Annotated in this window: 29 protein-coding genes; 19 read left to right on the forward strand and 10 right to left on the reverse strand. The window is 62.7% G+C overall.

Features of this window, described 5'->3' with window-relative positions; all coding sequences use genetic code 11:
* Positions 1–87 precede the first annotated feature (87 nt).
* From O3301_RS03560 to O3301_RS03570, 3 genes are all read left to right on the forward strand, one after another.
* A complete protein-coding gene (locus tag O3301_RS03560; RefSeq protein ID WP_077404793.1) occupies positions 88–867 on the forward strand; it encodes a peptidyl-prolyl cis-trans isomerase in 780 nt (259 codons plus the stop codon).
* A 116-nt stretch (positions 868–983) separates the two neighbouring features.
* Positions 984–1,760, forward strand: a complete 777-nt coding sequence (locus tag O3301_RS03565; RefSeq protein ID WP_070218375.1) for a peptidylprolyl isomerase — start codon at positions 984–986, stop codon at positions 1,758–1,760.
* A 184-nt stretch (positions 1,761–1,944) separates the two neighbouring features.
* Positions 1,945–2,625 carry a DNA alkylation repair protein gene (locus O3301_RS03570; protein ID WP_305055559.1) on the forward strand — a complete coding sequence of 227 codons (681 nt, stop codon included), beginning with the start codon at positions 1,945–1,947 and terminating at the stop codon, positions 2,623–2,625.
* Here O3301_RS03570 and O3301_RS03575 read toward each other — a convergent pair.
* The gene (locus O3301_RS03575; protein WP_289914685.1) at positions 2,588–3,262 is read right to left on the reverse strand and encodes a TetR/AcrR family transcriptional regulator; all 675 of its coding nucleotides are present in this window, start codon (positions 3,260–3,262) and stop codon (positions 2,588–2,590) included. The two genes, O3301_RS03570 and O3301_RS03575, sit on opposite strands and share 38 nt — an antisense overlap.
* A gap of 107 nt (positions 3,263–3,369) precedes the next feature.
* Here O3301_RS03575 and O3301_RS03580 point away from each other — a divergent pair, with 107 nt between their 5' ends.
* The gene (locus tag O3301_RS03580; protein ID WP_180278785.1) at positions 3,370–4,068 is read left to right on the forward strand and encodes a DAPG hydrolase family protein; all 699 of its coding nucleotides are present in this window, start codon (positions 3,370–3,372) and stop codon (positions 4,066–4,068) included.
* A 4-nt stretch (positions 4,069–4,072) separates the two neighbouring features.
* On the opposite strand, the gene O3301_RS03585 is transcribed toward O3301_RS03580, so the two are convergent.
* Positions 4,073–4,966 carry a GNAT family N-acetyltransferase gene (locus tag O3301_RS03585; protein ID WP_305055560.1) on the reverse strand — a complete coding sequence of 298 codons (894 nt, stop codon included), beginning with the start codon at positions 4,964–4,966 and terminating at the stop codon, positions 4,073–4,075.
* Between the two features lie 165 nt (positions 4,967–5,131).
* Here O3301_RS03585 and O3301_RS03590 point away from each other — a divergent pair, with 165 nt between their 5' ends.
* Positions 5,132–6,025 carry a neutral zinc metallopeptidase gene (locus O3301_RS03590; protein WP_099667876.1) on the forward strand — a complete coding sequence of 298 codons (894 nt, stop codon included), beginning with the start codon at positions 5,132–5,134 and terminating at the stop codon, positions 6,023–6,025.
* 55 nt (positions 6,026–6,080) lie between these two features.
* Here O3301_RS03590 and O3301_RS03595 read toward each other — a convergent pair whose 3' ends face one another.
* From O3301_RS03595 to O3301_RS03615, 5 genes are all read right to left on the reverse strand, one after another.
* The gene (locus O3301_RS03595; protein ID WP_305055561.1) at positions 6,081–7,160 is read right to left on the reverse strand and encodes a TIGR03118 family protein; all 1,080 of its coding nucleotides are present in this window, start codon (positions 7,158–7,160) and stop codon (positions 6,081–6,083) included.
* Between the two features lie 115 nt (positions 7,161–7,275).
* A complete protein-coding gene (locus tag O3301_RS03600) occupies positions 7,276–8,034 on the reverse strand; it encodes an ABC transporter substrate-binding protein (RefSeq protein WP_289897814.1) in 759 nt (252 codons plus the stop codon).
* Positions 8,034–8,900: a carboxylating nicotinate-nucleotide diphosphorylase gene (gene nadC / locus O3301_RS03605; protein WP_289910075.1), complete on the reverse strand. Its 867-nt coding sequence runs from the start codon at positions 8,898–8,900 to the stop codon at positions 8,034–8,036. Before nadC ends, O3301_RS03600 begins: the two co-directional genes overlap by 1 nt.
* Positions 8,897–10,030 (reverse strand): quinolinate synthase NadA, encoded by a 1,134-nt coding sequence (nadA, locus tag O3301_RS03610; protein ID WP_289904874.1) that lies wholly within the window; start codon positions 10,028–10,030, stop codon positions 8,897–8,899. The genes nadC and nadA overlap by 4 nt, the downstream gene beginning before the upstream one ends.
* A 137-nt stretch (positions 10,031–10,167) precedes the next feature.
* Positions 10,168–11,766, reverse strand: a complete 1,599-nt coding sequence (locus tag O3301_RS03615) for an ABC-F family ATPase (protein WP_034756044.1) — start codon at positions 11,764–11,766, stop codon at positions 10,168–10,170.
* 223 nt (positions 11,767–11,989) lie between these two features.
* On the opposite strand from O3301_RS03615, the gene O3301_RS03620 reads away from it, so the two are divergent.
* The 3 genes from O3301_RS03620 to O3301_RS03630 all read left to right on the forward strand — a co-directional run bounded on the left by O3301_RS03620 (position 11,990) and on the right by O3301_RS03630 (position 13,774).
* Complete coding sequence (locus O3301_RS03620) at positions 11,990–12,532, forward strand: DUF2939 domain-containing protein (RefSeq protein WP_305055562.1); 543 nt, start codon at positions 11,990–11,992, stop codon at positions 12,530–12,532.
* Positions 12,533–12,601: 69 nt separating this feature from the next.
* Entirely contained in the window at positions 12,602–13,264 is a 663-nt protein-coding gene (locus tag O3301_RS03625) for a hypothetical protein (RefSeq protein WP_305055563.1), read from the forward strand.
* Between the two features lie 63 nt (positions 13,265–13,327).
* Positions 13,328–13,774 carry a GNAT family N-acetyltransferase gene (locus tag O3301_RS03630; RefSeq protein WP_305055564.1) on the forward strand — a complete coding sequence of 149 codons (447 nt, stop codon included), beginning with the start codon at positions 13,328–13,330 and terminating at the stop codon, positions 13,772–13,774.
* 59 nt (positions 13,775–13,833) lie between these two features.
* On the opposite strand, the gene O3301_RS03635 is transcribed toward O3301_RS03630, so the two are convergent.
* Positions 13,834–14,526: a DUF3334 family protein gene (locus O3301_RS03635; protein ID WP_305055565.1), complete on the reverse strand. Its 693-nt coding sequence runs from the start codon at positions 14,524–14,526 to the stop codon at positions 13,834–13,836.
* Between the two features lie 397 nt (positions 14,527–14,923).
* On the opposite strand from O3301_RS03635, the gene O3301_RS03640 reads away from it, so the two are divergent.
* The 3 genes from O3301_RS03640 (at position 14,924) to O3301_RS03650 (ending at position 17,738) form a co-directional block, all read left to right on the forward strand.
* Positions 14,924–16,594 (forward strand): DUF6138 family protein, encoded by a 1,671-nt coding sequence (locus O3301_RS03640; RefSeq protein WP_305055566.1) that lies wholly within the window; start codon positions 14,924–14,926, stop codon positions 16,592–16,594.
* Positions 16,595–16,692: 98 nt separating this feature from the next.
* The gene (locus O3301_RS03645; protein WP_305055567.1) at positions 16,693–17,379 is read left to right on the forward strand and encodes a hypothetical protein; all 687 of its coding nucleotides are present in this window, start codon (positions 16,693–16,695) and stop codon (positions 17,377–17,379) included.
* A 26-nt stretch (positions 17,380–17,405) separates the two neighbouring features.
* Positions 17,406–17,738, forward strand: a complete 333-nt coding sequence (locus O3301_RS03650) for a hypothetical protein (protein ID WP_305055568.1) — start codon at positions 17,406–17,408, stop codon at positions 17,736–17,738.
* Here O3301_RS03650 and O3301_RS03655 read toward each other — a convergent pair.
* The gene (locus O3301_RS03655) at positions 17,735–18,163 is read right to left on the reverse strand and encodes an SMI1/KNR4 family protein (RefSeq protein WP_289914669.1); all 429 of its coding nucleotides are present in this window, start codon (positions 18,161–18,163) and stop codon (positions 17,735–17,737) included. The two genes, O3301_RS03650 and O3301_RS03655, sit on opposite strands and share 4 nt — an antisense overlap.
* Positions 18,164–18,325: 162 nt before the next feature.
* Between O3301_RS03655 and O3301_RS03660 the strand changes: the two genes are divergently transcribed.
* Both O3301_RS03660 and O3301_RS03665 read left to right on the forward strand, forming a co-directional pair.
* On the forward strand, positions 18,326–18,967 hold the full coding sequence (locus O3301_RS03660) for a hypothetical protein (RefSeq protein WP_251348597.1): 642 nt from the start codon (positions 18,326–18,328) through the stop codon (positions 18,965–18,967).
* 97 nt (positions 18,968–19,064) lie between these two features.
* A complete protein-coding gene (locus tag O3301_RS03665) occupies positions 19,065–19,928 on the forward strand; it encodes an alpha/beta hydrolase (protein WP_305055569.1) in 864 nt (287 codons plus the stop codon).
* Positions 19,929–19,937: 9 nt separating this feature from the next.
* Here O3301_RS03665 and O3301_RS03670 read toward each other — a convergent pair whose 3' ends face one another.
* Positions 19,938–20,825, reverse strand: coding sequence for a LysR substrate-binding domain-containing protein (locus tag O3301_RS03670; protein ID WP_305055570.1), 888 nt, complete (start codon positions 20,823–20,825; stop codon positions 19,938–19,940).
* Positions 20,826–20,997: 172 nt separating this feature from the next.
* Between O3301_RS03670 and O3301_RS03675 the strand changes: the two genes are divergently transcribed.
* From O3301_RS03675 to O3301_RS03700, 6 genes are all read left to right on the forward strand, one after another.
* A complete protein-coding gene (locus tag O3301_RS03675) occupies positions 20,998–21,618 on the forward strand; it encodes a LysE family translocator (protein ID WP_305055571.1) in 621 nt (206 codons plus the stop codon).
* A gap of 78 nt (positions 21,619–21,696) precedes the next feature.
* Positions 21,697–22,551 carry an undecaprenyl-diphosphate phosphatase gene (locus O3301_RS03680; RefSeq protein ID WP_099667861.1) on the forward strand — a complete coding sequence of 285 codons (855 nt, stop codon included), beginning with the start codon at positions 21,697–21,699 and terminating at the stop codon, positions 22,549–22,551.
* Positions 22,552–22,730: 179 nt separating this feature from the next.
* Positions 22,731–23,300, forward strand: a complete 570-nt coding sequence (mntP, locus tag O3301_RS03685) for a manganese efflux pump MntP (protein ID WP_070218395.1) — start codon at positions 22,731–22,733, stop codon at positions 23,298–23,300.
* Between the two features lie 101 nt (positions 23,301–23,401).
* Complete coding sequence (locus tag O3301_RS03690) at positions 23,402–23,608, forward strand: hypothetical protein (RefSeq protein ID WP_251348592.1); 207 nt, start codon at positions 23,402–23,404, stop codon at positions 23,606–23,608.
* Between the two features lie 236 nt (positions 23,609–23,844).
* Positions 23,845–24,174, forward strand: a complete 330-nt coding sequence (locus tag O3301_RS03695) for a hypothetical protein (RefSeq protein WP_251348591.1) — start codon at positions 23,845–23,847, stop codon at positions 24,172–24,174.
* 72 nt (positions 24,175–24,246) lie between these two features.
* Positions 24,247–24,492 carry a hypothetical protein gene (locus O3301_RS03700; protein WP_099667858.1) on the forward strand — a complete coding sequence of 82 codons (246 nt, stop codon included), beginning with the start codon at positions 24,247–24,249 and terminating at the stop codon, positions 24,490–24,492.
* Positions 24,493–24,494: the final 2 nt, after the last annotated feature.

Below are 24,494 nucleotides of genomic sequence, written 5' to 3' on the forward strand. Positions count from 1 at the left end.
TCACTTGGGTATGCCCTTGCTTCTGGCGCCATGCCTGGATTTCTTTCCATGCGTTTTTTACGAAACTTTCCCTAACAGGATTTAATAATGACTTTTAAGCCAGCCCGCTTGCTGATCGCACTACTCGCCGTTGTCGCGGTACCTGTTTTTGCGCAAAATGTTGCCGTTGTTAATGGCAAGCCTATCCCATCGTCGCGCGTTGATGCAGTCGTCAAGCAAGTCGTCGCCCAAGGCCAGCAACCGGATTCGCCGCAATTGCGCGAAATGATCAAGAAGGACTTGATCGGCCGTGAAGTGCTGATGCAAGAAGCGGAAAACAAAGGTTTCGGTAAAGATGCAGCAGTCAAGCAGCAAATCGAGAACGCACGCCAGGCCATCGTCATCAACGCCCTGGTCGGCGACTACCTGAAAAAGAACCCGGTCAACGACGCTGAAATCAAGGCGGAATACGACCGTTTCGTGGCCCAGACCGGCGACAAGGAATACCACGTACGCCACATCCTGGTAGCGACCGAAGCGGAAGCGAAAGACATCATCGCCAAGCTGAAAGGCGGCGCCAAGTTCGAAGACCTGGCCAAGCAATCGAAAGATGCCGGCTCGGCCGACAACGGCGGCGACCTGGACTGGGCAGCACCATCGTCCTTCCCGAAAGTCTTCTCCGACGCCTTCGTGAAACTGCAAAAAGGCCAGGTCACCGACACCCCGGTGCAAACGCCTAACGGTTTCCACGTGATCAAGCTGGACGACACCCGCGCGGCAAAACTGCCGACCCTGGAAGAAGTCAAGCCACAGATCGCCGAAGCGCTGCAGCAAAAGAAACTGCAAGCGTATCAGGAAGAAATGATCAAAAAAGCGAAAGTTCAGTAAGAACTGACCTCCCCGGCGCCCTTTTCGGCGCCGGTCGTGTATTCTGCGCCTGAATGCGTACTGCACGGCAGTCGCGATCTTTTGTATCGGTTTTTGTATACTTATTAGGAATGAACATGATTTTGAAGCCAGCCCGCCTGATCTTAGCCCTGGTCGCCGTTGTAGCGATCCCTGCATTCGCGCAAAACGTGGCCACCGTGAACGGCAAGGCCATCCCTTCGTCGCGCGTCGACCAGGTCGTCAAGCAAGTCGTCGCCCAAGGCAAACAAGCGGATTCGCCGCAATTGCGCGAAGCCATCAAAAAAGACCTGATCGGCCGTGAAGTGCTGATCCAGGAAGCCGACAAGCAAGGCTACGGCACGCGTCCGGAAGTCAAGTCGCAGATCGACAATGCCCGTCAAAGCATCATCATCAACGCCCTGCTGGCCGACTACGTGAAGAAAAACCCTGTCAAGGACGCTGAAATCAAGGCCGAATACGACAAGTTCAAGGCACAAGCGGGCGACAAGGAATACCATGCACGCCACATCCTGGTCGCCACCGAAGCGGAAGCGAAAGACATCATCGCCAAGCTGAAAGGCGGCGCCAAGTTCGAAGAACTGGCGAAAGTATCGAAAGACGGTTCCGCAGCCAATGGCGGCGACCTGGACTGGGCTAGCCCAGCTTCGTACGTGAAGCCATTCTCCGACGCCATGGTCGCCCTGAAACCAGGCCAGATCACGCAAACGCCAGTGCAATCGCAATTCGGCTTCCACGTGATCAAGCTGGAAGAAACCCGTCCGACGAAGTTGCCGGCACTGGAAGAAGTCAAGGGCCAGGTGGCCGAGTCGCTGCAACAGAAGAAACTCGCCGCCTACCGCGACGAACTGATGAAGAAGGCAAAAATCCAGTAAAAACGCCTGATATAAGCTACTGCGCGTCGCGCTTTGCGGCCTGCGATGCTCACCGTACCTTCGTACGGTTGCGCGTCTCGGCCACAAATCGCTGCCGCTCGCTACGCTTCTATCAGCCGTTTGGATGGCTGGACAAGAGCGCTCTTCGGGGCGCTTTTTTTACGCCTGAAAAAAGCGAGATGCGATGGATTTACATGCAGAACTGAAGGCGGCGCTGGAAGCGGTTACCGAACCGGGCCGCGCGGGCCCCATGCAGGCCTACATGCGCGACCAGTTCGTTTTCCTGGGCGTGGCGGCGCCGCAGCGGCGGCTGGCCGCCAGGGGCTTGCTGGCGGGTTTGAAGGGCATCGGTGCCGATGCCTTGCTGGAACATGCGCAACTGCTGTGGCAACAGCCGGAACGCGAATACCAGCACGTGGCGCTCGACATGCTGGCCCTGCACCGGCGCCAGCTGGGCATCGAACACCTCCCCGCCCTGCTGGCACTGGCGCGCCAGCGCGCGTGGTGGGACAGCGTCGACGGCATGGTAGGCATCGTCGGCGAGGTGCTGCAGACGGAACGGCAGCGCGGCGGCAACGGCCATGCGCACATGGAGGGCGCCTTGCGCCATGAGGACTTCTGGCTGCGCCGCATCGCCATGCTGCACCAGCTGGGCTGGCGGACCGACACGGATGCGGCCTGGCTGTTCGGCGCGGCGCTGGCGCTGGCCCACGAAGACGAGTTTTTTATCCGCAAGGCCATCGGCTGGGCCTTGCGCGATTACGCGCGCCACGCGCCCGAGGCCGTGTCGACATTTGCCGACGCGCACCGCCAGCAACTGTCGGCGCTCAGCTACCGCGAAGCGCTGAAGCACCAGCCACGCTGAAGGCCGAGCCGCCCAGCAGGCGCAGCGCGGCATCGATGCGCGGCGCGGCATCCCAGGCCGGCGCGGGCGCCAGCAAGCCCAGCGCCATCTGCCGCAGGGGCTCGGCAATCACCATGGCCAGCAGCAAGCCGGCCAGCTCCCGCCCATCCTGCAGCGCCAGATGGCCGCGCGCGGCCTGGCGCTGCAGCCAGTCGGCCAGCAGGGCCGTGCCCCGCTCGATGCCGTTGCGCTGATACACGGCAAGTAAATCCGCGCGAGCGGGAAACTCCGTGCACAGCAGGCGGAACAGTCCGACGGCGTCCGCCGTCAGCACGCGCGCCGCCATCGCCTGCAATATCTCTTTTAACAGCGGCAACACCTCGCCAGGCCCTGCCGCATCGTGCGCCATGGCCGGCAGGAAAGCATCCGTCCAGCCGCGCACCACCAGGGCGACCAGTTCCTCGCGGTTGGCCGCGTATTGATACAGCGATTTCTTTGCCATGCCCGCGTGGCGCGCCACCGCTTCCATGGTCGTGGCCGCATAGCCTTCGTTCAGCAGCAGCCAGGTAGCCGCCTGCACGGCCGCCTCGCGCGCTTCCTCGGGCGGCCGCGCCGGACGGCCCCGCCCGCGCAAAGCCTTGCTCTCTTCTTCCTGCATGCCAGCTCCAAGCTTGATCGATGAGCAATTTTACACTGAAACATATTTAGGAAACGTTAGACGTTTCTTTAATATATAATTGGCTCACCCCAACAAAGGAGAACGACATGACGCAGCATATTGAATTCCCATGGAGCATTACCAGCACGGGCGACTTGCTCGACCCATTCCCCCTGCACCTGGAAACGGGCGTCACGCGCCTGGAAAACGGTTGCCTGCTGGTGGCGGCGCGCACGGAACTGCACGGCTGCAGCGGGCGCATGCTGGACTGGTGGTTTACGTTTTTCGAGACGACGCAGCACATCAAATGGTGGCACCCGCACGATCACGTGGCCCATCATGGCTGGAACAGCGCGTGGAAAAAGGGAGAAAGTTACTACGGCGCCTCGATCGAGGCAGTGGAATCGCTGGGCGACATTCCGCCCGTGAAAGCCAAGCTGAAGTTCCATGATCCGAAGGATGTATTTGATACGGCGCAACTGCAACAGGCCAGGGACAGCGGCGCCCTGTCGGCCGCCATCTGCGCGCGCATCGGCTTCGGCGACCATGTGGTGCTCGATCCCCAGGGCGACCCGCTCGATGGCGAAATGCTGCACCTGACGCGCGACACCCCCACGGGCTGCGTGCTGCGCAGCCGCTTCTTGCTAGGCCGCAATAGCCTGAACCCCGTGCGCGACGTGCCCGACGTGCTGGGCCTGAACTTGCTGCGCCATTGCTACAGCGAATTTACCTATCTGTCGCGCTTCTTGCCATCGCTGTATTACGGCGAGCACGCGAATGGAGAGCAAGCCCCGTTGCCCTGGTAAAACATTACAGCCGCTTGTGCATGCGCGCCAGCGGCAGCTTGACGCCATCGGGCAAGTCCAGGTAAAAATCTTCCGTCACGGCAAAGCCGCTGGCCAGGTACAGCGGCACACCAGGCAAGGTGGCGGCCAGTTCCAGGGCGGTAAAACCGGCGGCCAGCGCCTGGCGTTCGCAATGGCGCATCAGCATGCTGCCCAGGCCCTGACGCGCGGCGCCTGGCTCCACAAAGAAGGCGCGGATGCGGCCCGGCTGGCTGGCCGGATCGAGCAGCGGGTCCGGGCCGCTCTTGGCGCGGTCGGCGCCATACAGGGTGGCGCGTCGGCTCCAGCCGCCGCAAGCCAGCATGGCGCCCTCCCGTTCGATGACGAAATACGTCTGGTCGGCCACGAGCTGCGTATCGACGCCGAACACGTGGCGCGTCACGGACTCGGCCTGTTCCTGCGTATAGAACCCCGCGCTCAGCGCCACGCCGGAACGGGCGATCAGCGCGTTCATGGCTGGCACGTCGGCCGGCAGCGCCACGCGCAAGCTGCTCAAAGCGCCAAAGCTGAACCAGGCGCGGCTGATGCGTCCCTGCTCCACTTCATACGTCGCCACCAGTTCCTGCGCCGACCCGCCATCGTCCGTGTCGCCATGGACGATTTCATGGTCGATCACCAGCTTGCCGCAGGCGATGCGGTTGAGTAACTGCGCGTGCGGTTTGCTGGCGGCGAAGCGGGCCGTGAAACGGGGGCCGATTTGCCCGCTGCCCGTGGCCAGCAAGGTATCGGGATGCTGGAATTGCTGTGCGTCATCGGCATAGATGGCCAGCAAGGCCGGCACGTCGTGCGCGTTGTAGGCGTCCAGTTGGGCCTGGACCACCGCGACGGGAGAAATGCGTGTATCGTTGGCAAGCGCCATGCGTGTACCTGTTGTGATGTGGGTGGAAAGTTGCAAAGCGTAACACTGTCGCTCCTGTCGCGGCGCGGTTTGCTGCGATAATTATAAGATTCGTCATAAGATTCGTCGCCAGACGCATCTTGCGACGTCACCAATCAATCGCAAATCGCAGCAGGAGTAGATATCATGAAATGGGAAGGCAATCGCGAAAGCGACAATGTGGAAGATCGCCGTGGCGAAGACGGCGGTGGGGGCGGCGGCGGTGGCGGCTTTGGTTTTGGCGGGCGCTCGATCGGCATCGGCACCATCGTCATCGCCCTCGTCGGCTCATATGTGCTGGGCGTCAATCCCTTGACCTTGCTCAACCTGCTCAGCGGCGGTGGCGGCCAGATCAGCACCCAGCAAAGCCAGTCGCCCGCGCGCCAGCCACCCGAATCGGACGAGATGGCCCGCTTCGTGAAAACCGTGCTGGCCGATACGGAAGACACCTGGGGCGCCCTGTTCAAGGCGGAAGGCGGCAGCTATGTGAAACCCAAGCTGGTGCTGTTTTCCGGCAGCACGCCGACGGCTTGCGGCACGGGCCAGAGCGCCAGCGGCCCTTTCTATTGCCCCGGCGACCAGAAAGTCTACTTGGACCTCGATTTCTTCAACCTGATGCAGCAGCGCTTCAAGGTCTCGGGCGAATTTGCCGAGGCCTACGTGATCGCGCATGAAGTGGGCCACCACGTGCAAAACCTGATGGGCTTGTCCGAGAAGGTCGACAATGCGCGCCGCACGCAGTCGGAGCGCCAGGCCAACGCCATGTCCGTGCGCCTGGAATTGCAGGCCGACTGCTTTGCCGGCGTGTGGGCGTATCACGCGAACGCCGACCGCAAGATCCTGGAACAGGGTGACGTGGAAGCGGCCCTGAAAGCGGCCACGGCCATCGGCGACGATGCGCTGCAGCGCCAGTCGCAAGGCCATGTCGTGCCGGACTCGTTTACGCACGGCACCTCGGAGCAGCGCGTGCGCTGGTTCAGCAAGGGCATCGAGAGCGGCCAGATTTCCCAGTGCAACACCTTCGAGGCACGCCAGTTGTAGGCCCTTGCCGGCCGGTTGCAGGCGCACTGGGCACGGCGCGCCTGCCCGTGCCACGCTACTTCACGTCGATGCGCCCATATTGTCCGTGCGCCTCGTCAGCCGGCCCTGCCGCATAGAACAGGGTATTGACGGGCTGGCTGTTGAGACCATTGCCGAAGGCGATGCCCCACAAGCCATCGATCACCAGCGGCGTGCCGTCGGGCTTGAGCAGCGGCCCGCCAGCCTTGCCCGTGACGCTGTCATAGGCGTTGATCCTGCCATCGCCAAAATTCCCGATCAACAGCATATTGCTGGCAGAGCCGAAGTCGGCCGGCGCCAGCGCCATGCCCCATGGCGCATTCAAGGCCCCGCCGCTCACCAGCCGCTTGATGAGCGTGCCGCCGGTGTCGTACACATTGACGATGCCCAGGCCCGCGCCAGCCTCCTCGTCGTCGCCGCTGGCCTCGCGCTTGGCATAGGCGACATAGATGCGCTCGCCGATGGCCTGGATGCCGAACGGTGCATAGCCGGCCGGCAAGCCGGGATCGCTGAACGCGCCAGGCCAGCTGGCCCTGGCAAAGTTGGCATCGAAGACGTCGACGCGCCCGTTATGGAAATCGGCTGCATACAGGTAGTTGGCGCCCGCACGGGCGGCAATCGCCAGGCCCTTGTAGACGCTGCCGCCGGCGCTGCCGTCATACACGACCAGGGCCGTGACGGGACTGACCGTGGGCGACCAGGCCGAGATGCTGCCGCTTTCGCTGGCGAAGATGAAGGGGCTGGGCGCCGTCACGCCATTCTGGCTCAGCTTGAAATCCTGCGTGCCGTTAAAGACGATGCCCGTCGGCCCTGCCGGCGTGCTGACCACCAGCGATTGCGGCACGCCATTGCCATCGTATAAGGTCGACTTCGCCGTGCCATTCGCCGCCACCCAGACGAAGCCGCGCGGATTGAACGCCACGCCCCAGGCATTGACGAGGTTGGGGTCCGTGTGCGCGGCCGGCAGCGCGGCCGTATCGGACACGAGGCTGGTCGCCGCATATGCGTTCAGGGCTGGCGGCTTGTGATGGTGGTGGCCGCCGCAGGCAAACAGCGCGCTGGCCAGCGCGGCGGCGAGACAGGCGCAAACAATCTGCCTGGTGGTATGCGTTTTCATGGCGTTCCCCTTCTGCGAGATGGGCAGAATTGCGCTGCCTGCCATCAGGGTATAAGCGGACCGTGCCGGGCGCTTGAGCCGCGTCAAGCGCAGCGCAGATAGGGCTTGCGCCCCGTCAGGGTATGCCGACGTCGTAGCGCTTGCCCAGCTTTTTCAGTTCGCCTGTCTCGATCAGGCTATTCAATTCCTGGTCGAACTGCAGGCGCAGCTTGTCGAAGGCGGGCGAGCGGGGAAAGGCAAAATAGCCATTCTGCACTTCTATGACTTTGGGCAAGGGTTTCACCTGGCGCCCATAGCCGAGGCGGGCGATCACGGGGTCGGTATTGCGGCGGTTGCTGACGAACACGTCGACGTGGTTGTGTACCAGCATCTTCAAGCCGTTTTCCACGTTATTCGCCACGCTGACCTGCAAGCCGGGCCGCACGCGCTCCCAGTCCGCGCCATAGGCCCAGCCGTTGAGCAGCACCACCCGGCGGCTCTTCAGCACCGCGTAATCGCCATCCCAGCCGAAGCTGGCGTCCTGGCGCGTATAAAAGACCATCTGGTCCTGGTAAAACGGCTTGTCGGAAAACGCCATGCCGGCGATACGCTCGGGCGTCTTGTAGGGCCCGATCAAGATATCGGCCTGGCCCTGCACCAGCATGGCTTGCGCGCGCGCCCACGGCACCATGCGAAAACGCACGGTATTGCCCGTGCGCGCCGCCATCAGGCGCAGCAGTTCCGCGCCCAGGCCGCCATACTCGCCGCTGTCCTGGTACTCGAAGACGCGCTCGAACTGCGCGCCCACGGCCAGCAGCTCGCGCGCCTGCAGCGGCGCGGCAAATGCCGGCCACAGCAGCGCCAAGGCCAGCAGGCGCCGCCCTGCTCCGCTCATCAGCCGACGATGCGCAAGGAGTAATCGGTGGCCCGCACGTCCTTGGTCAGGCTGCCGATCGAGATGCGGTCCACGCCCGTTTCGGCAATCGCGCGCACGGTGTCGAAATTGATGCCGCCGGACGCTTCCAGCAAGGCGCGGCCATGCGTCAAGGCCACGGCGTCGCGCATCATGTCGTTGCTGAAGTTATCGAGCAAGACGGAGACGGCGCCCGCGTCCAGCGCTTCCTGCAATTGCGCCAGGGTTTCCACCTCGATTTGCACGGGCACGCCCGCGTCGAGGTTGCGCGCGTTTTCCAGGGCCTGGCTGACGCCGCCCGCGGCAGCGATATGGTTTTCCTTGATCAGGATGCCGTCATACAGGGCCAGGCGCTGGTTCTTGCCGCCGCCCACGCGCACCGCATACTTTTGCGCCAGGCGCAGGCCCGGCAGGGTCTTGCGCGTGTCCAGGATGGACGCCTTGGTACCGGCGACCACGTCCACATACTGGCGCGTGGCCGTGGCGACCGCCGACAGCAATTGCAGGAAATTGAGGGCGCTGCGCTCGGCCGTGAGCAAGGCGCGGGCCGGTGCTTCGATCGTGCAGACAACGCTGTCGGCCTTCATCATGTCGCCTTCGGCGTAATGCCAAACGATGTCGATGCTGCGGTCCAGGCTTTTCATGATGCCTTCGAACCATGGCGCGCCGCACAGCACGGCTGCTTCGCGCACGATGACACGGGCCGTGACGATATGGTCTGGCGGCACCAGTTCACCCGTCAGGTCGCACTGGCCCACGTCTTCCAGCAAGGCGGCCAGCAAATTGCCTTCGAATGCGCGCGCCAGGGCGGGATCGAAAGGAGCGAAAGAATTAACGAGGGTACTCATGCTGGACCGATTCCTTGGAACAATTTAGTTTCTTTTGCCAGGTCCGCGCCCGGCTTGAGGCCCGCCTTCTTGGCGGCGGCGAAGTCGAGCATGCGGTTGATCGAACGCACGGCCAGCTGGCCAACGGCGGGGTCGACGTGGATTTCGTTGTGCATGTTTTCCAGCGTTTCAGCCAGGTTCAGCAAGCCATTCATGGCCATCCACGGGCAGTGCGCGCAGCTCTTGCACGTGGCGCTGTTGCCGGCCGTGGGCGCTTCGATGAAACGCTTGCCCGGCGCGGCCGCGCGCATCTTGTGCAGGATGCCGTTGTCGGTGGCGACAATGAAAGTGTCCGTATCCATGGTTTGCGCTGCCGCAATCATTTGCGACGTGGAACCGACCATGTCGGCCAGCGCCACCACGTTGGCGGGCGACTCCGGATGCACGAGCACCTTGGCTTGCGGATACTCTTCCTTGAGCAAATCGAGTTCGATGCCCTTGAATTCATCGTGCACGAGGCAGCTGCCCTGCCACAGCAGCATGTCGGCGCCCGTTTCCTTCTGGATATACGAACCCAGGTGCTTGTCCGGTGCCCACAGGATTTTCTTGCCCTGCGCATGCAAATGGGCAACGATGTCGAGGCCGATGGACGACGTCACCATCCAGTCCGCGCGCGCCTTGACTGCGGCGCTGGTGTTGGCGTAGACGACGACGGTGCGGTCCGGATGGGCGTCGCAAAAGGCCGTGAATTCATCCACCGGGCAGCCCAGGTCGAGCGAACAGGTGGCGTCGAGGTCGGGCATCAATACCGTTTTTTCGGGGCTGAGGATCTTCGCCGTTTCGCCCATGAAGCGCACGCCGGCCACGACCAGGGTCTTGGCCGGATGGTCGCGCCCGAAGCGGGCCATTTCCAGGGAATCGGAGACGCAGCCGCCCGTGGCTTCCGCCAGGTCTTGCAGGTCAGCATCAACGTAGTAGTGGGCAACGAGCACGGCTTCGCGCTCGATCAGCAAGCGCTTGATGCGCGTGATCAGTTCGGCTTTTTCGGCCGGGGAAGGCGTCGCTGGCGTGCGTGCCCAGGCGTGGGCAGTGCAGCTGGCTCCGTCTTGTGGATGTTCATACTCGACGGATTTGATGGCTAAAGTTTGCATGGCTGTGTCAAACAAAAACGGGATAGACCGGCACGATTGCAATAAAGCAGGTGCGCCGGAACGAAAGGACCGCGGCGCGTCGGTGTGGTGCTGCCGGATGGGCGACTGGCGCGCCATCCGGCATCTTGCCTCAGAGTTTAGTCAATACCTTGGCTCTTGAGATAATCTTCGTAGTTGCCGCGGTAATCGACCACTTCATCTTCCTTGATCTCGATGATGCGGTTGGCCAGCGAGGAGACGAATTCGCGGTCATGCGACACGAAGATCAGGGTGCCCGCGTATTTTTCCAGCGCGATGTTCAGCGATTCGATCGATTCCATGTCCATGTGGTTGGTCGGCTCATCGAGCATCAGCACGTTGTGGCGACCCAGCATCAGCTTGCCGTACATCATGCGACCCTTTTCGCCACCGGACAGTACCTTGACGGCCTTCTTGACGTCGTCGCCGCCGAACAGCAAACGGCCCAGGATGGAACGCACGGCCTGGTCGTCGTCGCCCTCTTTCGTCCACTGGCCGATCCAGTCGGTCAGGTTCGTGTCCTTGGCGAAATCTTCCGTCGGATCTTGCGGCATGTAGCCCACGTTGGCGTTTTCCGCCCACTTCACGCGGCCCTGGTCCGGCTGCAAGCCGGCGATGTCGCCCGCGATGCAGCGCAGCATGGTGGTCTTGCCGGCGCCGTTGGCGCCGATGATGGCGATGCGTTCACCCGCCTCGACCATGATGCTGAAGTTCTTGAACAGCTGGCGATCGAAGCCTTTCGAGATATTCTCGACTTCCACGGCCAGGCGGTGCAATTTCTTTTCGCCGTCGAAACGCACGAACGGATAGGCGCGCGACGATGGCTTGATGTCGTCGACCTTGATCTTTTCGATCTGCTTGGCGCGTGACGTCGCCTGGCGGGCCTTGGACTTGTTCGCGGCGAAGCGGCGCACGAATTCCTGCAGCTCGGCAACCTTGTCTTTCGCTTTCGCGTTGTTGGCCAGTTGCTGGTTACGCGCCTGGGTCGAGGCGAACATGTATTCGTCGTAGTTGCCTGGATAAATCTTCAGCGTGCCGTAGTCCATGTCGGCCACGTGGGTGCACACCTGGTTCAGGAAGTGGCGATCATGGGAAATGATGATCATGGTGGAATTGCGCTCGTTGAGCACGTCTTCCAGCCAGCGAATCGTGTTGATGTCCAGGTTATTCGTCGGCTCGTCGAGCAGCAGGATGTCCGGGTTCGAGAACAGCGCCTGCGCCAGCAGCACGCGCAGCTTCCAGCCTGGCGAGACATTGCTCATCGGGCCTTGATGCAGGTCAATGGCGACGCCGGCGCCCAGCAGCAGTTCGCCCGCGCGCGATTCGGCCGTGTAGCCGTCGTATTCGGAAACTTTGCCTTCCAGCTCGGCGGCCTGCATGTAGTCGTCGTCCGTCGCTTCCGGGTTCGCGTAGATCGCGTCGCGTTGCTGGATGGCGGCCCACATTTCCGTGTGGCCCATCATGACGACGTCGAGGACGCGCATGTCTTCAAACGCAAACTGATCCTGGCGCAGCTTGCCCAGGCGCTCGTTGGTATCGAGCATGACGTTGCCGCCCGACGGGTCCAGGTCGCCGCCCAGGATCTTCATGAACGTCGACTTGCCGCAGCCGTTCGCGCCGATCAAACCATAGCGGTTGCCGTCGCCGAACTTGACGGAGATATTCTCAAACAATGGCTTGGCGCCAAACTGCATCGTAATATTTGCGGTTGAAAGCATGTGATATTAGGTCTTTATTCAGTTAAAACAGCTAGTTAAGTACTTTTCCTCCATTATACAGCACCCACCCTCTTCCACTCTATAGTGGCCCGGCAAGCGCAGCCGGAGCCTATGCGCAGGCATACGGCGCAGAAATAATGGCAAGAAAATATGATTGCCGTATTCCCATTTAGCAGCTACGCTGCGTGGCATTGTTTTCCACCCTTTACCTCACAGGCATCACTTGAAAAAAATCACCATCGCCGCCGCCGTGGCCGTCATTGCCGTCGCTGTCACCGCCTACGCTTCGCCGTACTACGCCTTGCACCAGATCAAGACCGCGCTGGCCGAGCGCAACGCCGATGCCCTGGCCGCACACGTGGACTTCCCCGCCCTGCGCGCCAGCGTCAAGACGCAGCTGGAAGCGAGCATGGCGCGCAGCATCGAGGCGACCGCCGGCAGCGGCAACCCGCTGGCCGCGCTGGGCCAGTCGATCGCCAGCGCCATGCTGGGCAAGATGGTCGACACCATGGTCTCGCCCGCCGGCGTGGTGGCGCTGGTCAACAAGAGCGCCGTCAGCCCGCAGGCAAGTGACACGGCAGATGCGCCCGCCGATGGCGCGCGCAAGAAGGCCGACTATTCTGCCGGCTATGCCGGCCTGAACACCTTCATCGTGCGCGCAAAGGATGGCAATGCGCAGGAAGGCGCGCTGGTCCTGCTGCGCCATGGCGTGTGGGGCTGGAAGCTGAGTTCGATCGAGATTGCGTCGGCGATGGCCGCACGCTAGAAGAAGCGCGCATGCGCAGGCAATCTGATACACAATGCAGGCCACTTGTATCCGATTGCAGGAGTTTTCATGCTGAAACACACGACCCTGGCGCTGGCCATGGCCTTTGCCGGCGCCGCACCATCCGCCCATGCCCACGATGGGATCGCCGCCGCCGAGCGCAGCCACTCCGTTGCCGCGCGCATGCAGGCGGAAACGTCCAGGGCCGCCGATCCGGACGCCCCGGCACTGCTGCCCGTGCCCAGCGACATTTCGCTGGCCGAATTGGAACGCCGCCTGGCGCTGGGACAGGCGCAGGCCGCTGAAAAACACCTTAGCAGCGCGCTCGATCCGGCCGTGCTGAGCAGCCTGGCGCAGCAGATGGGCTGCGAGGATATCGTCGGCATGCAGCCGTTCGGTTTCCCGCTGGAACAAGCGCAAGCGACCGTCCTGAGCGGCGCGCACCTGCTGGCGCGGTGCCCGGACAGGGCCTATGTGACGATCACGGCCATGTCGATGGCCGGCAAGACGGGCAAGCGCGCCCACATTTCGCCGCAATCGTTCAAACAGCAGGTCGATGGCAGGCCCGCGCGGCGCCTGTACTACAAGGCGCCCAACGGCCGCCAGAAGGAGTCGCTGACCATCATCGACGGCAGTTATGCGTACGCGCTCGAGTACTGGTCGCTCGATGACAGCCAGCAACGCGGCATGGTCGGCATTCGCAGGATGGAAACATTGACGTTGCCACAATAAAACAGGCAAGAACAGGCGAAATACTGTATATTCATACAGTTATCTACTATTCCCCTTTCGAGCATGCCTGCACACCCGCCCATCCAATTACCGTACACCATCTGCGTCAGCGCCACGATCGACGCGGAGGTCGAGCAAACCATCCTCGAGGGCTTGAATGCCTACAACGATGCCATCACCGGCTATAGCGACAGACAGGTATTGAGCGTCGTCGTGCGCGACCGCGACAGCCAGCGGGTGCTGGGCGGCGCCATGGGCCGGACTTCGCTGGGCCTGCTGTTTCTCGATTTGTTTTATTTGCCCGCCACCTTGCGGGGACTGGGACTGGGCAGCCAGATACTGGCGCAGTTCGAAGAAGAAGGACGCCGGCGCGGCTGCGCCTCGGCGTTGCTGTACACCATCACTTTCCAGGCGCCCGAGTTTTACGAGCGGCGCGGCTGGCGCCGCTTCGGCGAGATTGCCTGCAGTCCCGAGGGGACGAGCCGGGTATTCATGAGCAAGCCCCTGTAGGCGGCATGCGACCAGGGCTGGCGGCAAACCTGCCGCCAGCCCTGGTCAGCGACCTTTGCTTACATGCCCAGGGACTTGAGCAGGTCAGCGTTGTCGTCGTCTTCCGGTTCCACGGCAGGCGCCGGGGCGGCATTCCGTTCGCGGTTCGCGAATTCGCCATCCATCAGCGAGTCGGCGTCGACTTCGCGGGAATCGAAATCGTGCAACTTGATGAACTCGGTACGGTCGATCGCCAGTTCCAGGTAGAAAATATTGTTCTTTTCCGTGTAGAAAGTGACGCGGCGCATTTCCGGGCGGTCCAGCGGCGTGTCGACGCTGAGCATCACCTGCTTGTTCAGCACCAGCATCTTCGGCTGGCTCTGGGTGATATTCGTTTGCAACTCGCGCCGTACCTTGCCCGTGAAGTCGCCCACGATCTGGTTCATCAGCTCGCCCATGATGTTCGACACTTCGTCCGACGTGTAGAAGCTGGCCAGCTCCGACTTCGGCATACCCATGTGCAACATGTAGCGCTCGTAGATTTCCATCGCCGTATCGGCGGCAAAATTGAGCACCACCAGGCCCGTGAAACCACCATCGAACATCACGAAACAGCCGATATCCGGCTTCAGGCCCGTCTTGGTGATGCGCTGCACCATGCCTGAATAATTGACCTTGCTTTGCGTTGCAACGTTGAGCACCCGAACCACCGAGTTGCACAAACTCATCAACAAATCTTCTGTACCGTACACAACATCCTTTTCTGCATCCATGAGCAACCTCTCCTACTATTTTAAAGATGACAGCACTGTTCCCTGCCCGCCGCGAGCCGAAACCTGACAGTTTCGCTCAGCTGGCGGACGACTTCACCTTTGCATGCCTGACCTTGCGTGGCGGCGCGCGCCGCGTTGCCGCCGCCCCGAACCGCCCTCTTACCTTTTTCTGTATAGAAATAAGTATCATGCGCAGAATACCCAGATGTAACATTTCCGTCCAGCCATACCTGCATTTACTTGACGATCTGTGCGGAAATACCAATACACTGCAATGCAACATTATGCGGAAGATAAGCATGCAGGAAGATTCAGGCTGGCACGGTTGAAACCATGGCGAAAAGGCAGCATCACGTATACTGCCCCGCGGGACGCAACTACCGAAAGGCATGAGAGGATGAGTACACTGCAGGAACAGGCAACGGCGGAAATGATGGAGGCCGTGGAGGCGTGGTTTGTCGAGCGCCTGAAGCGCACCGACCTGGACAGCGCCGTGAATCGGACCACCTTGCAAATGGGTATCTTTAACGATCTCTTGCTCGACTACAAACCCGGCCGCACCACGGCCGACGATTACCATCTGGCCAATGCCGGGGATTTCACGCAGAGGACGCCATCGCGCCTCGATGAAGCCGTCGTGCGCGACAGCATCGCGCCCCAGCTGGTTGCCATGGTGCAAGCGAAGCTGGCAACGCTGGCCGACACGCCCCTGATCGACTACCGCTTCAGCTTTCGCGGCAAATTCCAGACGGCACAGGGCACGCTGCACCTGAATCTGCTCGATCATGTCAACGAAGGCAAGCGCAGCGCCCTGCTCGCGCGCATCCACAGCTACGTCGAGCAAAAACTCGAGCGCGGCAACCGGCCGACGAAAAAGCTGGAAACCTTCTTCCTGGCGCGCCACCTGCTCGATCCCCAGTTGTTTCCGCAGCCCGATATCGCCTGGACCATCGCGCAATTCGAACGCATCGAGCAACTGAACAAGTCGCGGCCGCAAGCGCTGGCCGAACATCGCAGCGACATCATCCAGGCCGTGTCGGCCTGGGCGGAAAAACAGTTCTTGCCGCAGTTCTATGACGTGCAAACCTCAAGCTACAGCGGCACGGAATACACCTTGAAAGCGGGCGCGGCACCCGATGCCCAGGCGCTGGCGCCGATCGACCTGCTGCTGTACGGGGCCGTGATGATCTTGCGCCACGAACCGAGCTACGCCAAGTCGACGGGCCTGAAATTCCTGGAAATCGCGCGTGAACTGGGCAGCGAACGGGCCGTGCGCATGCTCAAGGAAGGCAGCGGCACCTTCCCCGACGGCGACATCCACGTGAAAAATGCGCTGCTGGAATGCCGCGCCAACGACGTGTTTGCCACGATCAGCATCACGATTGCCCAGGAAGAAGAAGGCGCGTATGCGCAGGCGCTCGCGTTCATCACGCACCTGCTGAACAACGGCTTCCCGAAAAGCTACCAGATCAAGCTCAAATCGAAGGTCAAGGAATATCTGCCCTTGAAAGGCCTGGCCCGCTCCGACACGCACCGCTTCTTTGCCAACGCCCTCGCCCATGCATCGCTGCAGCCGCAACTGGAAGCGTATGCGCGCGCCGCCATCGAGCAATACGAGTTCTATGCCGACACGGAAGGCGAAAAGAATTGCATGCCCGGCAGTTACGCCACGTTTGGCCTGGGCTTGCTCGACGCACGCCATTTCCCGCTGGTGCAGCACTACATGGCCAACGTCGACGAGGAACACCAGTCCGTGCAGGATCAGTTCACGGCCGCCTTCGCCGAACGGCATGGCGTGACGACGGAGTCCATCCCCGTGCTGGCGGCCTGCCTGCGCGCGTGCACGGATAACGCCAAAGTCAAAATCCAGGCGGAACTGGAAGAGGTGGAGAAACTGGAGCTGTTCTGCCAGCAACTGCAAGGGCTGGAAGGCTATCTGGTCGAGCACATGCTGTATCCCATCTGGGGCAAGCTGGAAAAACTGGCGGCCCTGGCGCGCAAGGCGCAAGGCCGGCGCAGGGAGCTGCTGCAGGCCTTGCTCGAAGCGGCCAGCAAGACAGGCGCCTAATGTGCGCAACGTTATGACTTTCACCATATATAATGCGCGGCGCCAGAGTTGCCTTGAGGCATCTTTTGGCGCCTGACATTGAATCGTGGAGAAAATACATGCATCAAACACAACAAACATCGCGCACCTTCCTGCTGGCAGCAAGCTTTGCCGCCGCCGTGGCGCTGGCCCAGCCCGCCATCGCCGCCGACGCCGCGGAACTGGCCCCGCTCGATGCGGCCAACCTGTACATCAAGACCATCATCAACCAGGATGAAGCCAGCGTCGCCAAGCTCAACGCCTACCTGCGCCCCACCCGCCTGGCCGGCCACCAGAGCGCCGAATACGCGTCGTACAGCGACATGAAGGAAGCGGACGCCAAGTTTCCAACGGAAACGGGCAAGCTGATCGCCGACCTGTTCCCCGCAACCATGCGCGCGGCCGTGACGCCGGCCGCCGAATTGCTGGCGACGAACGTCATCGCCGCCAAGAAGGGCGCCGTGTGCCAGGCCACCAAGGCGGACCCGGTGACGGTGGAAAACGGCATCCAGACGGCCGCCGTCAGCTTCGAATGCCAGATCGTCAAGGTACCGCTGGCATGGGCGCCTGCCGCCCAGCAACTGGCGAAGAGCGGTTGCAAGGTCGAGCAATGCAAGGCCGGCCTGCAAAAGATCGCCGCGACCTACACGAGCTCGCCGAAACAGGCGTGGCGCGCCGTGTTTGCCGTCAGTCGCGAAAAGAACTCGGAAGCCTGGCGCAACGATTTCGCGCGCGAAACCTTCGATGAAATCTGGGAATACCTGTAATCCTTCACTCATCCCTAAGGCTGCCGGTGGATAAACCCAAACTGACACCCGTCGCCCAGCCGGCAGGCCTGGCCCTGCTGCGCCTGCTCGATCCCGATCACGTGGACGGTGCGCTGAGCAAGCAGGTATTGGCGCAAGACTTGGCCAGCCTGCACGGCAAGCAATTGCTGGCGCTGCTGCGCCGGCTGCGTGCCGCGCAATCCAACCAGCAGGATTATGCAGGCGCCACCCCAGAGCAGGCCGAGCAGCAGTTCGGCGCCGCCATCGCCGCCGTCAAGGCGGTGCTGGCCACGCGCCCGCACATCCCCAACAAGCAGGAAGCGAAGGCCTTGCGCCAGGCGGCGGCCAGGAAGCGTTAATCGAGGCGCAAGCCGGCCGCCAGCAAGGCCATGCCCTCGCCGAACGCGGGGGCGATGACGCGTACCTCGGCCGGATCGAGGTCGCCGAAGTTGACGTACGCCAGGGCCGGCGCCGCGCCCGCGCGATAATCGAGCAGCAGGCATAGCGGCCCGCCATCGGAACCGATCCCCAGGCACTGGCCGCCCAGGTAGCGCTGCAGTTGATACGCGCCATTCAGCGCCACCAGCTCGCGCGCGGGCCACAGCGACAGCGATTGCCCATCGACATCCCCTGCGCCGCCATCGGACCAGCACAGGAAGTCGTGTAAATCCGGCGGCAACGGCAGGCCCATGGCCTGTTCGATGGCAGCCAGGGATGCCGGCGTGGCGCCAGGACTGGCGCGCCAGTACGGCGCGACGGCGGCGATGACTGGGGCAAGACGCATAGAGATGGGTTTCCTTTGAATGGGCGCGCGGCGGGCTGCCTCAGCGCGCCATCATCGGCGAGCGGACGCCGGGCGTCAAGCGGCCATCCAGCCGTGCGCGCAAGCTCGTCGGCCCCCTCCTATAATCTGAGGCTCTATTGTTTCCGCTACAGAAAGTTCCCCATGTTCATACAATTTCCCCGCCATGTCATCGGTTGCGCCGTATTGGCCTTTTCCGCTTTGGTCGCCATGCAGGCCGCCCATGCCGAAGAGACGGGGCCCATCGATGCGCGTGCCGTCTGGCAGGAACGCTCGCTGTCGGCCTGCCGCACCGGGCAATCGCACTCCGCGCCCGACGTCTGCCTGCTGCGCACCATGAAGCGTACCGGTGCGCCCCCGCAAGCCATCGCCGCCGCCAGGATGCTGGTCGGGGCAAACATGCCAGGCTACATCTCTGCCTGGCGCCCGCTGGGCAAGGTGGCGCTGGCCACCGTCACCTATCCGTTTCGCGCCAACACGAATGAAAGCACCTTGCTGATCGGCAGCGATGGCGCGGCCATCGATGTCGACGAGCACTCCGTGCGCGAGGAAGACCGGGCCACGCCTGCCTGGCAAGCGTTTACCGCCGCCCACCCGGACGCCATGCCGTTCGCGCCCGCCGAGTTCGTCGGCAGCACGGCCACCGGCGATGGCGGCCAGAGCGTGCTGTTTTCCACGCCCCTGATCACCTGCCACGCCTGTGCCGACGATGGCGCCCTGCTGGTCGCCTACACGATCGACAAGGCCGGTATCGTGCGCGAGCGAAAACTATTGACGATCAAGTAAGGCTGCATCAAAGACAAGAAAGATGAGATAGAATTGCTTGGTGGCATGTCTATACGAGTACATGCCATCGATCCAAACTTACTTATCACAGGAAACCATGCGCCGCTCTTGCCTTGCACTGCACCTCACCGCCGCCCTGCTGCTGTCCAGCCCCTTCCACCTCGCCACTGCCGCGCCCGCCGCTGCCGCTTCCTCCAGCGCAGCCACGCCGCTCGTCATCGGCGAAAGTTTCAGCATCGATTCACAGGCGCTGAAAGAAAAACGCCACATCAATGTGTACATGGCGCGCGCCTGGGATACGCCGCCCGACGCCCCGCTGCCCGTGCTGTACATGCCGGACGGCGGCGTGGCCGAAGACTTTTTGCACGTGGCCGGCTTGCTGCAAGTGTCCGTGGCGAATGGCACGATGCGCCCCTTCATGCTGGTCGGCATGCAAAACACGCAGCGCCGGCGCGACCTGACGGGGCCGACCGGAAATGCGGAAGACCGCAAGATCGCCCCCGTCGTGGGCGGCGCGGCCGCTTACCGGACCTTTATCCGCGATGAGCTGATGCCGGAAATCAAGCGCCGCTACCGCACGACGGGCGAGACGGCCATCGTCGGCGAATCGCTGGGGGGCCTGTTCGTGGTGGAAACCTATCTGCTGGAACCGCAACTGTTCGACCATTACGTGGCGTTCGACCCCAGCCTGTGGTGGAATCATGGCGCCCTGCCGCGCCAGGCGGCAGCCCTGCTGGCGAAAGGCACGCCGGGCAAGCACAGCCTGTACCTGGCGTCCAGCAGCGAGGCAGGCATCGCCGTGGAAGTGCAGCGCCTGGCCGACGTGCTGGAAAAACAGGCGCCGCGCGACTTGCAATGGCATGTGGAAAAGATGCCGGAAGAAACCCACGGCACGATCTATCACCCTGCCGCCCTGAAAGCGTTTCGCAGCGTCTTCAAGCCGGCCACGCCGCCGCAATAAGCAAGACGGCTACGGCGCCGGCAACGCCTGCCCCATCTGCTCGCGCAGCCAGTGCAGCAAGGTGGTGCGGCGCGCGTCGCCATCGAATGGCAGCGGCGACAGCAGGAAATAGGCGCTGCCGTCGCGCCGGAAACCGAAGGGCGCGACCAGGCGCCCGCTGTCGAGGTCTTCGCGCGCCATGAAGACAGAGCCGATGGCCACGCCGAGGCCGGCGCAAGCCGCTTGCAGGCTCAGATAGAAGTGCTCGTAGGTCTGGCTGCCGCCCCGGCCGCCGCCGTCGGCATCCTTGCCGGCGGCGCGCCAGTGGGCCCAGGCGGCCGGGCGCGACGCCGTGTGCAGCAGGCGCTGCGCGGGCAGGTCCAGCCGGCCTTGCCGCAGCAGGGCCGGCGCGCACACGGGCGCGATCCATTCATCGCACACCTTTTCCGCATGCAAGCCCGCATCCCACAGAAAATCGTTGCGGCGCAGCGCCACGTCCACCGCGTCGCGCTGGAACGCCACCGGCCCGCCCGAGGCGAACAGGTGCAGCGGCACCTCGGGATGGCGCTGGTAAAAGTCGCCGAGGCGCGGTATCAGCCATTTCATCGCGATCGTCGGCTCGCACGACACCACCAGCGGCCCCTGGCGCACCGGCTGGCGCACGGCGTCGAGGGCGGCGTCGAGCCGCTCGAATGCTTGCTGGACGGCATCGCGCAGCTGCGCGCCCGCCGGCAGGAGGAACACGCCGCGGTTGCGGCGTTCGAACAGGGGCGTGCCCAGCGACGTTTCCAGCAGGCGGATTTGCCGGCTGACGGCCCCGTGCGTCACGTGCAGTTCCGCAGCCGCCTGGACGAAACTGCCCAGCCTGGCCGCAGCCTCGAAGAACCGCAAGGTGCCCAGCGCCGTCTGTCTAGTCATGATCTGTCACTTTTTCTCACACATATCCGCAAGATATCATCGTTTTTCATGGAAGGCCATTATAGGGATAATTTGTCTTCCGGCAGCCCGCATGCGCGCCGCGCCCTTGCCCAACAGGCGAGAAATAGTCACCGATGGCCGTGCGGGCGCCACCACTGCCCAAGGAAGACACATGATTGCATTGCTTGCCGTTGCCCTGATTACCCTGCTGGCCTCCATCGTTCCGGGCCCCGATTTCGCGATGGTCACGCGCAACAGCTATTTGCATGGCCGCCGCGCCGGCCTGCTGGCCGCGCTCGGCATCGCGCTGGGCGTGCAAGTGCACGTGTTCTATACGATGTTTGGCGTAGCGCTGCTCATCGCCGGTTCGCCTGCGCTATTTACGGCGATCAAGCTGGCCGGCGCCCTCTACCTGGCCGTGATCGGCTGGAAAACCTGGACCAACCGCGCCGGACTCGTCATCGACCTGCACGGCGGCAGCAGCGTGCCCCGGCGTCAAATCTTGCTCAACGGCTTACTGACCAATGCGCTGAACCCGAAAACGACCCTGTTTGTCATCAGCACCTACACCCAGGTGGTGCAGCCCGGCACGCCGTTGGCAGTCCAGTTCGGTTACGGGCTGTGCATGTCCGCCATCCACCTGGCCTGGTTCGCCCTGGTGGCCGTCTTTTTCTCGCAAGCGCGCTTCCGCATGCGCATGGTCAGCCACCAGCGGAGCATCGACCGGCTGATCGGCGCGGTCCTGATGGCGCTGGGCGTCGCGCTCGCCTGCGCCAACATGGACAAACTGTAATCTGGCGCGGGACGTACCCGCCACATCCGGCGGGTAAAATCGGCGACCCCTATTCCCCCCCGCCGAGCACCGATATCCATGAGTTTTTTACAACTATTTATTCTTTCCATCGTCCAGGGCTTCGCCGAGCTGCTGCCCGTGTCCAGCTCCGCCCACGTCATCATGGCGGAAAAACTGATGGGCCTGGACCCGACGTCACCGGAGCTGACCATGCTGCTGGTGATGCTGCACACGGGCACCATGTTCGCCGTCATCGTGTATTTCTGGAAATCCTGGCGCGCCACGTATTTCAGCTCGGCCACCGCCTTCCGCAGCAATGCCTTGCTGCTCGTGGCCGCCACGGCCCTGACGGGCATCGTCGGCTTTGGCTTGCTGAAAGGCATTACGCACGTCATGAGCAAGGATGCGCCCGGCTTTGAAATCGAGCACCTGTTCGGCAACGCGAAACTGATGGCCGCCGCCCTGGCCGCCGCAGGCGTGCTGATCATTGTGTCGTCGCGCCTGCAGGCGCGCCAGCATGGCACCTTGTCCATCGGCAAGGCGATGGTGATCGGCGCCGTGCAGGGACTGTGCCTGCCCTTCCGGGGCTTTTCCCGCTCGGGCGCCACCATTTCCGCCGGCATCGCCATGGGCGTGCCGCAGCGCCGCGCCGAAGAATTCAGCTTCGCCCTGGCCGTCGTGCTGACGCCGGCCGTGCTGGTCAAGGAAGGCTGGCGCTTCTACCAGGCCGTGGCAAACGGCAGCCTCGACCATCTGGAACACGGCAACAGCCTGCTGCACCTGCTCGGCCCCAGCCTGCTGGGCATGCTGCTGTCGTTCCTGGCCGGCTTGCTGGCCCTGCGCTGGCTGTCGCGCTGGCTGGAACAGGGGCGCTGGCATTTCTTTGGCGCATATTGCCTGCTGGCCTCCTTGGTGGTGCTGTACGTAGGGTAAAATCGCCGGGTTTGCGTTAAACGCCTATAAAACCTACTGCGCGTCGTGATTTACGGCCTGCGATGCTCACTGTACCTGCGTACAGTTGCGCTTCTCGACCGCAACTCCCTTCCGCTCGCTACGGTTTTCTTCGGCGTTGTTGCTTTATTATCCCAGCCAGGTTTTACTGAAAGCCAACGATGAATTTCGCCGCCACCGCCGCCCTCTCGCTTGCCATGTCCACCGATGCCTTCGCGGCCGCCGTGGGCAAGGGCGCAGCCCTGCACAAGCCGCAATGGCGCGAAGCGCTGCGCACGGGGCTGATCTTTGGCGTCATCGAAGCCATCACGCCCATCATCGGCTGGGCCCTGGGCAGCGTGGCCGCGCCCTACGTGGAGGCGTGGGACCACTGGATCGCCTTCAGCCTGCTGGGCATCATCGGCTTGCTGATGATACGCAATGCCCTTTCCGATGCCGACGAGGAAGAGGCGCCGGCCCAGTCGCACTCGTTCTGGGTACTGGCCGTGACGGGCCTGGCCACCAGCATCGACGCCATGGTGGTGGGCGCGGGCCTGGCTTTGCTCGGCGCCAACATCGTCGTGACGGCCGCCGCCATCGGCTTTTCCACCTTCGTCATGGTCACCCTGGGCGTGATGCTGGGCCGCGTGCTGGGCACGGTGGCGGGCCGGCGCGCCGAGCTGGTGGGCGGCCTGGTGCTGATCGTCATTGGCTGCGTGATCCTGTACGAACATATCGGCCATCCTGCCTGAGGCCGGGCAAGGCCTGCGCACGCCATGGCCGGCTGCGCAGGCGACGCGCCACTTTGTGCTACATTCAAGGCTCTGCATTCCTGTCCCGCAAGGTGACCATCATGGAAACTCTTGAGCTGCTTTTTGCCTCGCTGGTGCGCGAAACGGCCGAATCGATACGCGACCACCACGTACCTTTTGCCATCAAGCACGACGAGCGCGCCTATTTCGAGTGGATGGACGGGCATCCGCTCGATGGCTACATCCAGGAAGCGTATCGGGAAATCGAAGAAACGGCCCAGCAAATCCGTGCCATCCGCGCTGGGTGATGACGGCGGCCGCAAGCTACTGCGCGGGCGGCTTTGCGGCTGGCGATGCTCACCGCACCGAAGTGCAGTTGCGCTTCTCAGCCACAAATCACCGCCGCTCGCTACGCTTGCGACAAGCGTAGCGACGTTCGTTGAATCGTGGCTTGAAATGGCGGTCTTGATTCAGATCAAACACTCTGCTGTTCCTATCGAATTGATGGCCCAATGCCGTGACAATGGACTTGGAGGCGGGAGACATGGATCAGGAACAAAAACACCAGATCAGGGGTTATGAATTTCATGTGACGGGGGCGCTGGAGAAGGATGGGCGCTACCGTGGCATGATCTTGATCAGCAAGCGCGGCGATACCTTGCAGGCGTATGCCAAGCCCGTGCTGATTGAAACGCCGAGCAGTTTCAAATCCGTGCATGCGGCCTTGATCGAGGCCTCGGCGTACGCCCAGGAACTCATCTATAACGGCGCCATCAAGGCGCTGCTGCCGGCCGAGGCGCCGCTCGCGGGTACACAGGCCGATACGCAGGCTGGTACGCAGGCGCCGCAGCCGCCGGATTTCGTCGGCAACTGACGCCGGCAAGCCCGTCCGGCCCGCCCGGGCGCGCGTATAATGACGCGCTTTCCCGGATGAAAACGCAAAACCATGGAATATGTGAACTTGCCGCTGGTCTTCCTCGTCGGCTGCGCCCTGATTGCCTTGCTGGCCAAGAAGAATGGCTATTCGTGGTACCTGTTTTTCTTCGCCATCGCCGTGCCCACGCCCCTGTTGCTGCTGGCCTTGCCCCATGTGGTGGGCGTGGAGGCCGCTTCCTTGACCTCCGTCCGGCTGGGTACCGCCCTGTTCTTCCCCGTGGCCGGCTTGCTGCTGGCCCTGCGGCGAAAACACTGACC

Origin of the sequence: Janthinobacterium sp. SUN211 (genome assembly GCF_030587315.1) — a bacterium.
GTDB classification, from domain to species: Bacteria; Pseudomonadota; Gammaproteobacteria; order Burkholderiales; family Burkholderiaceae_D; genus Janthinobacterium; species Janthinobacterium kumbetense.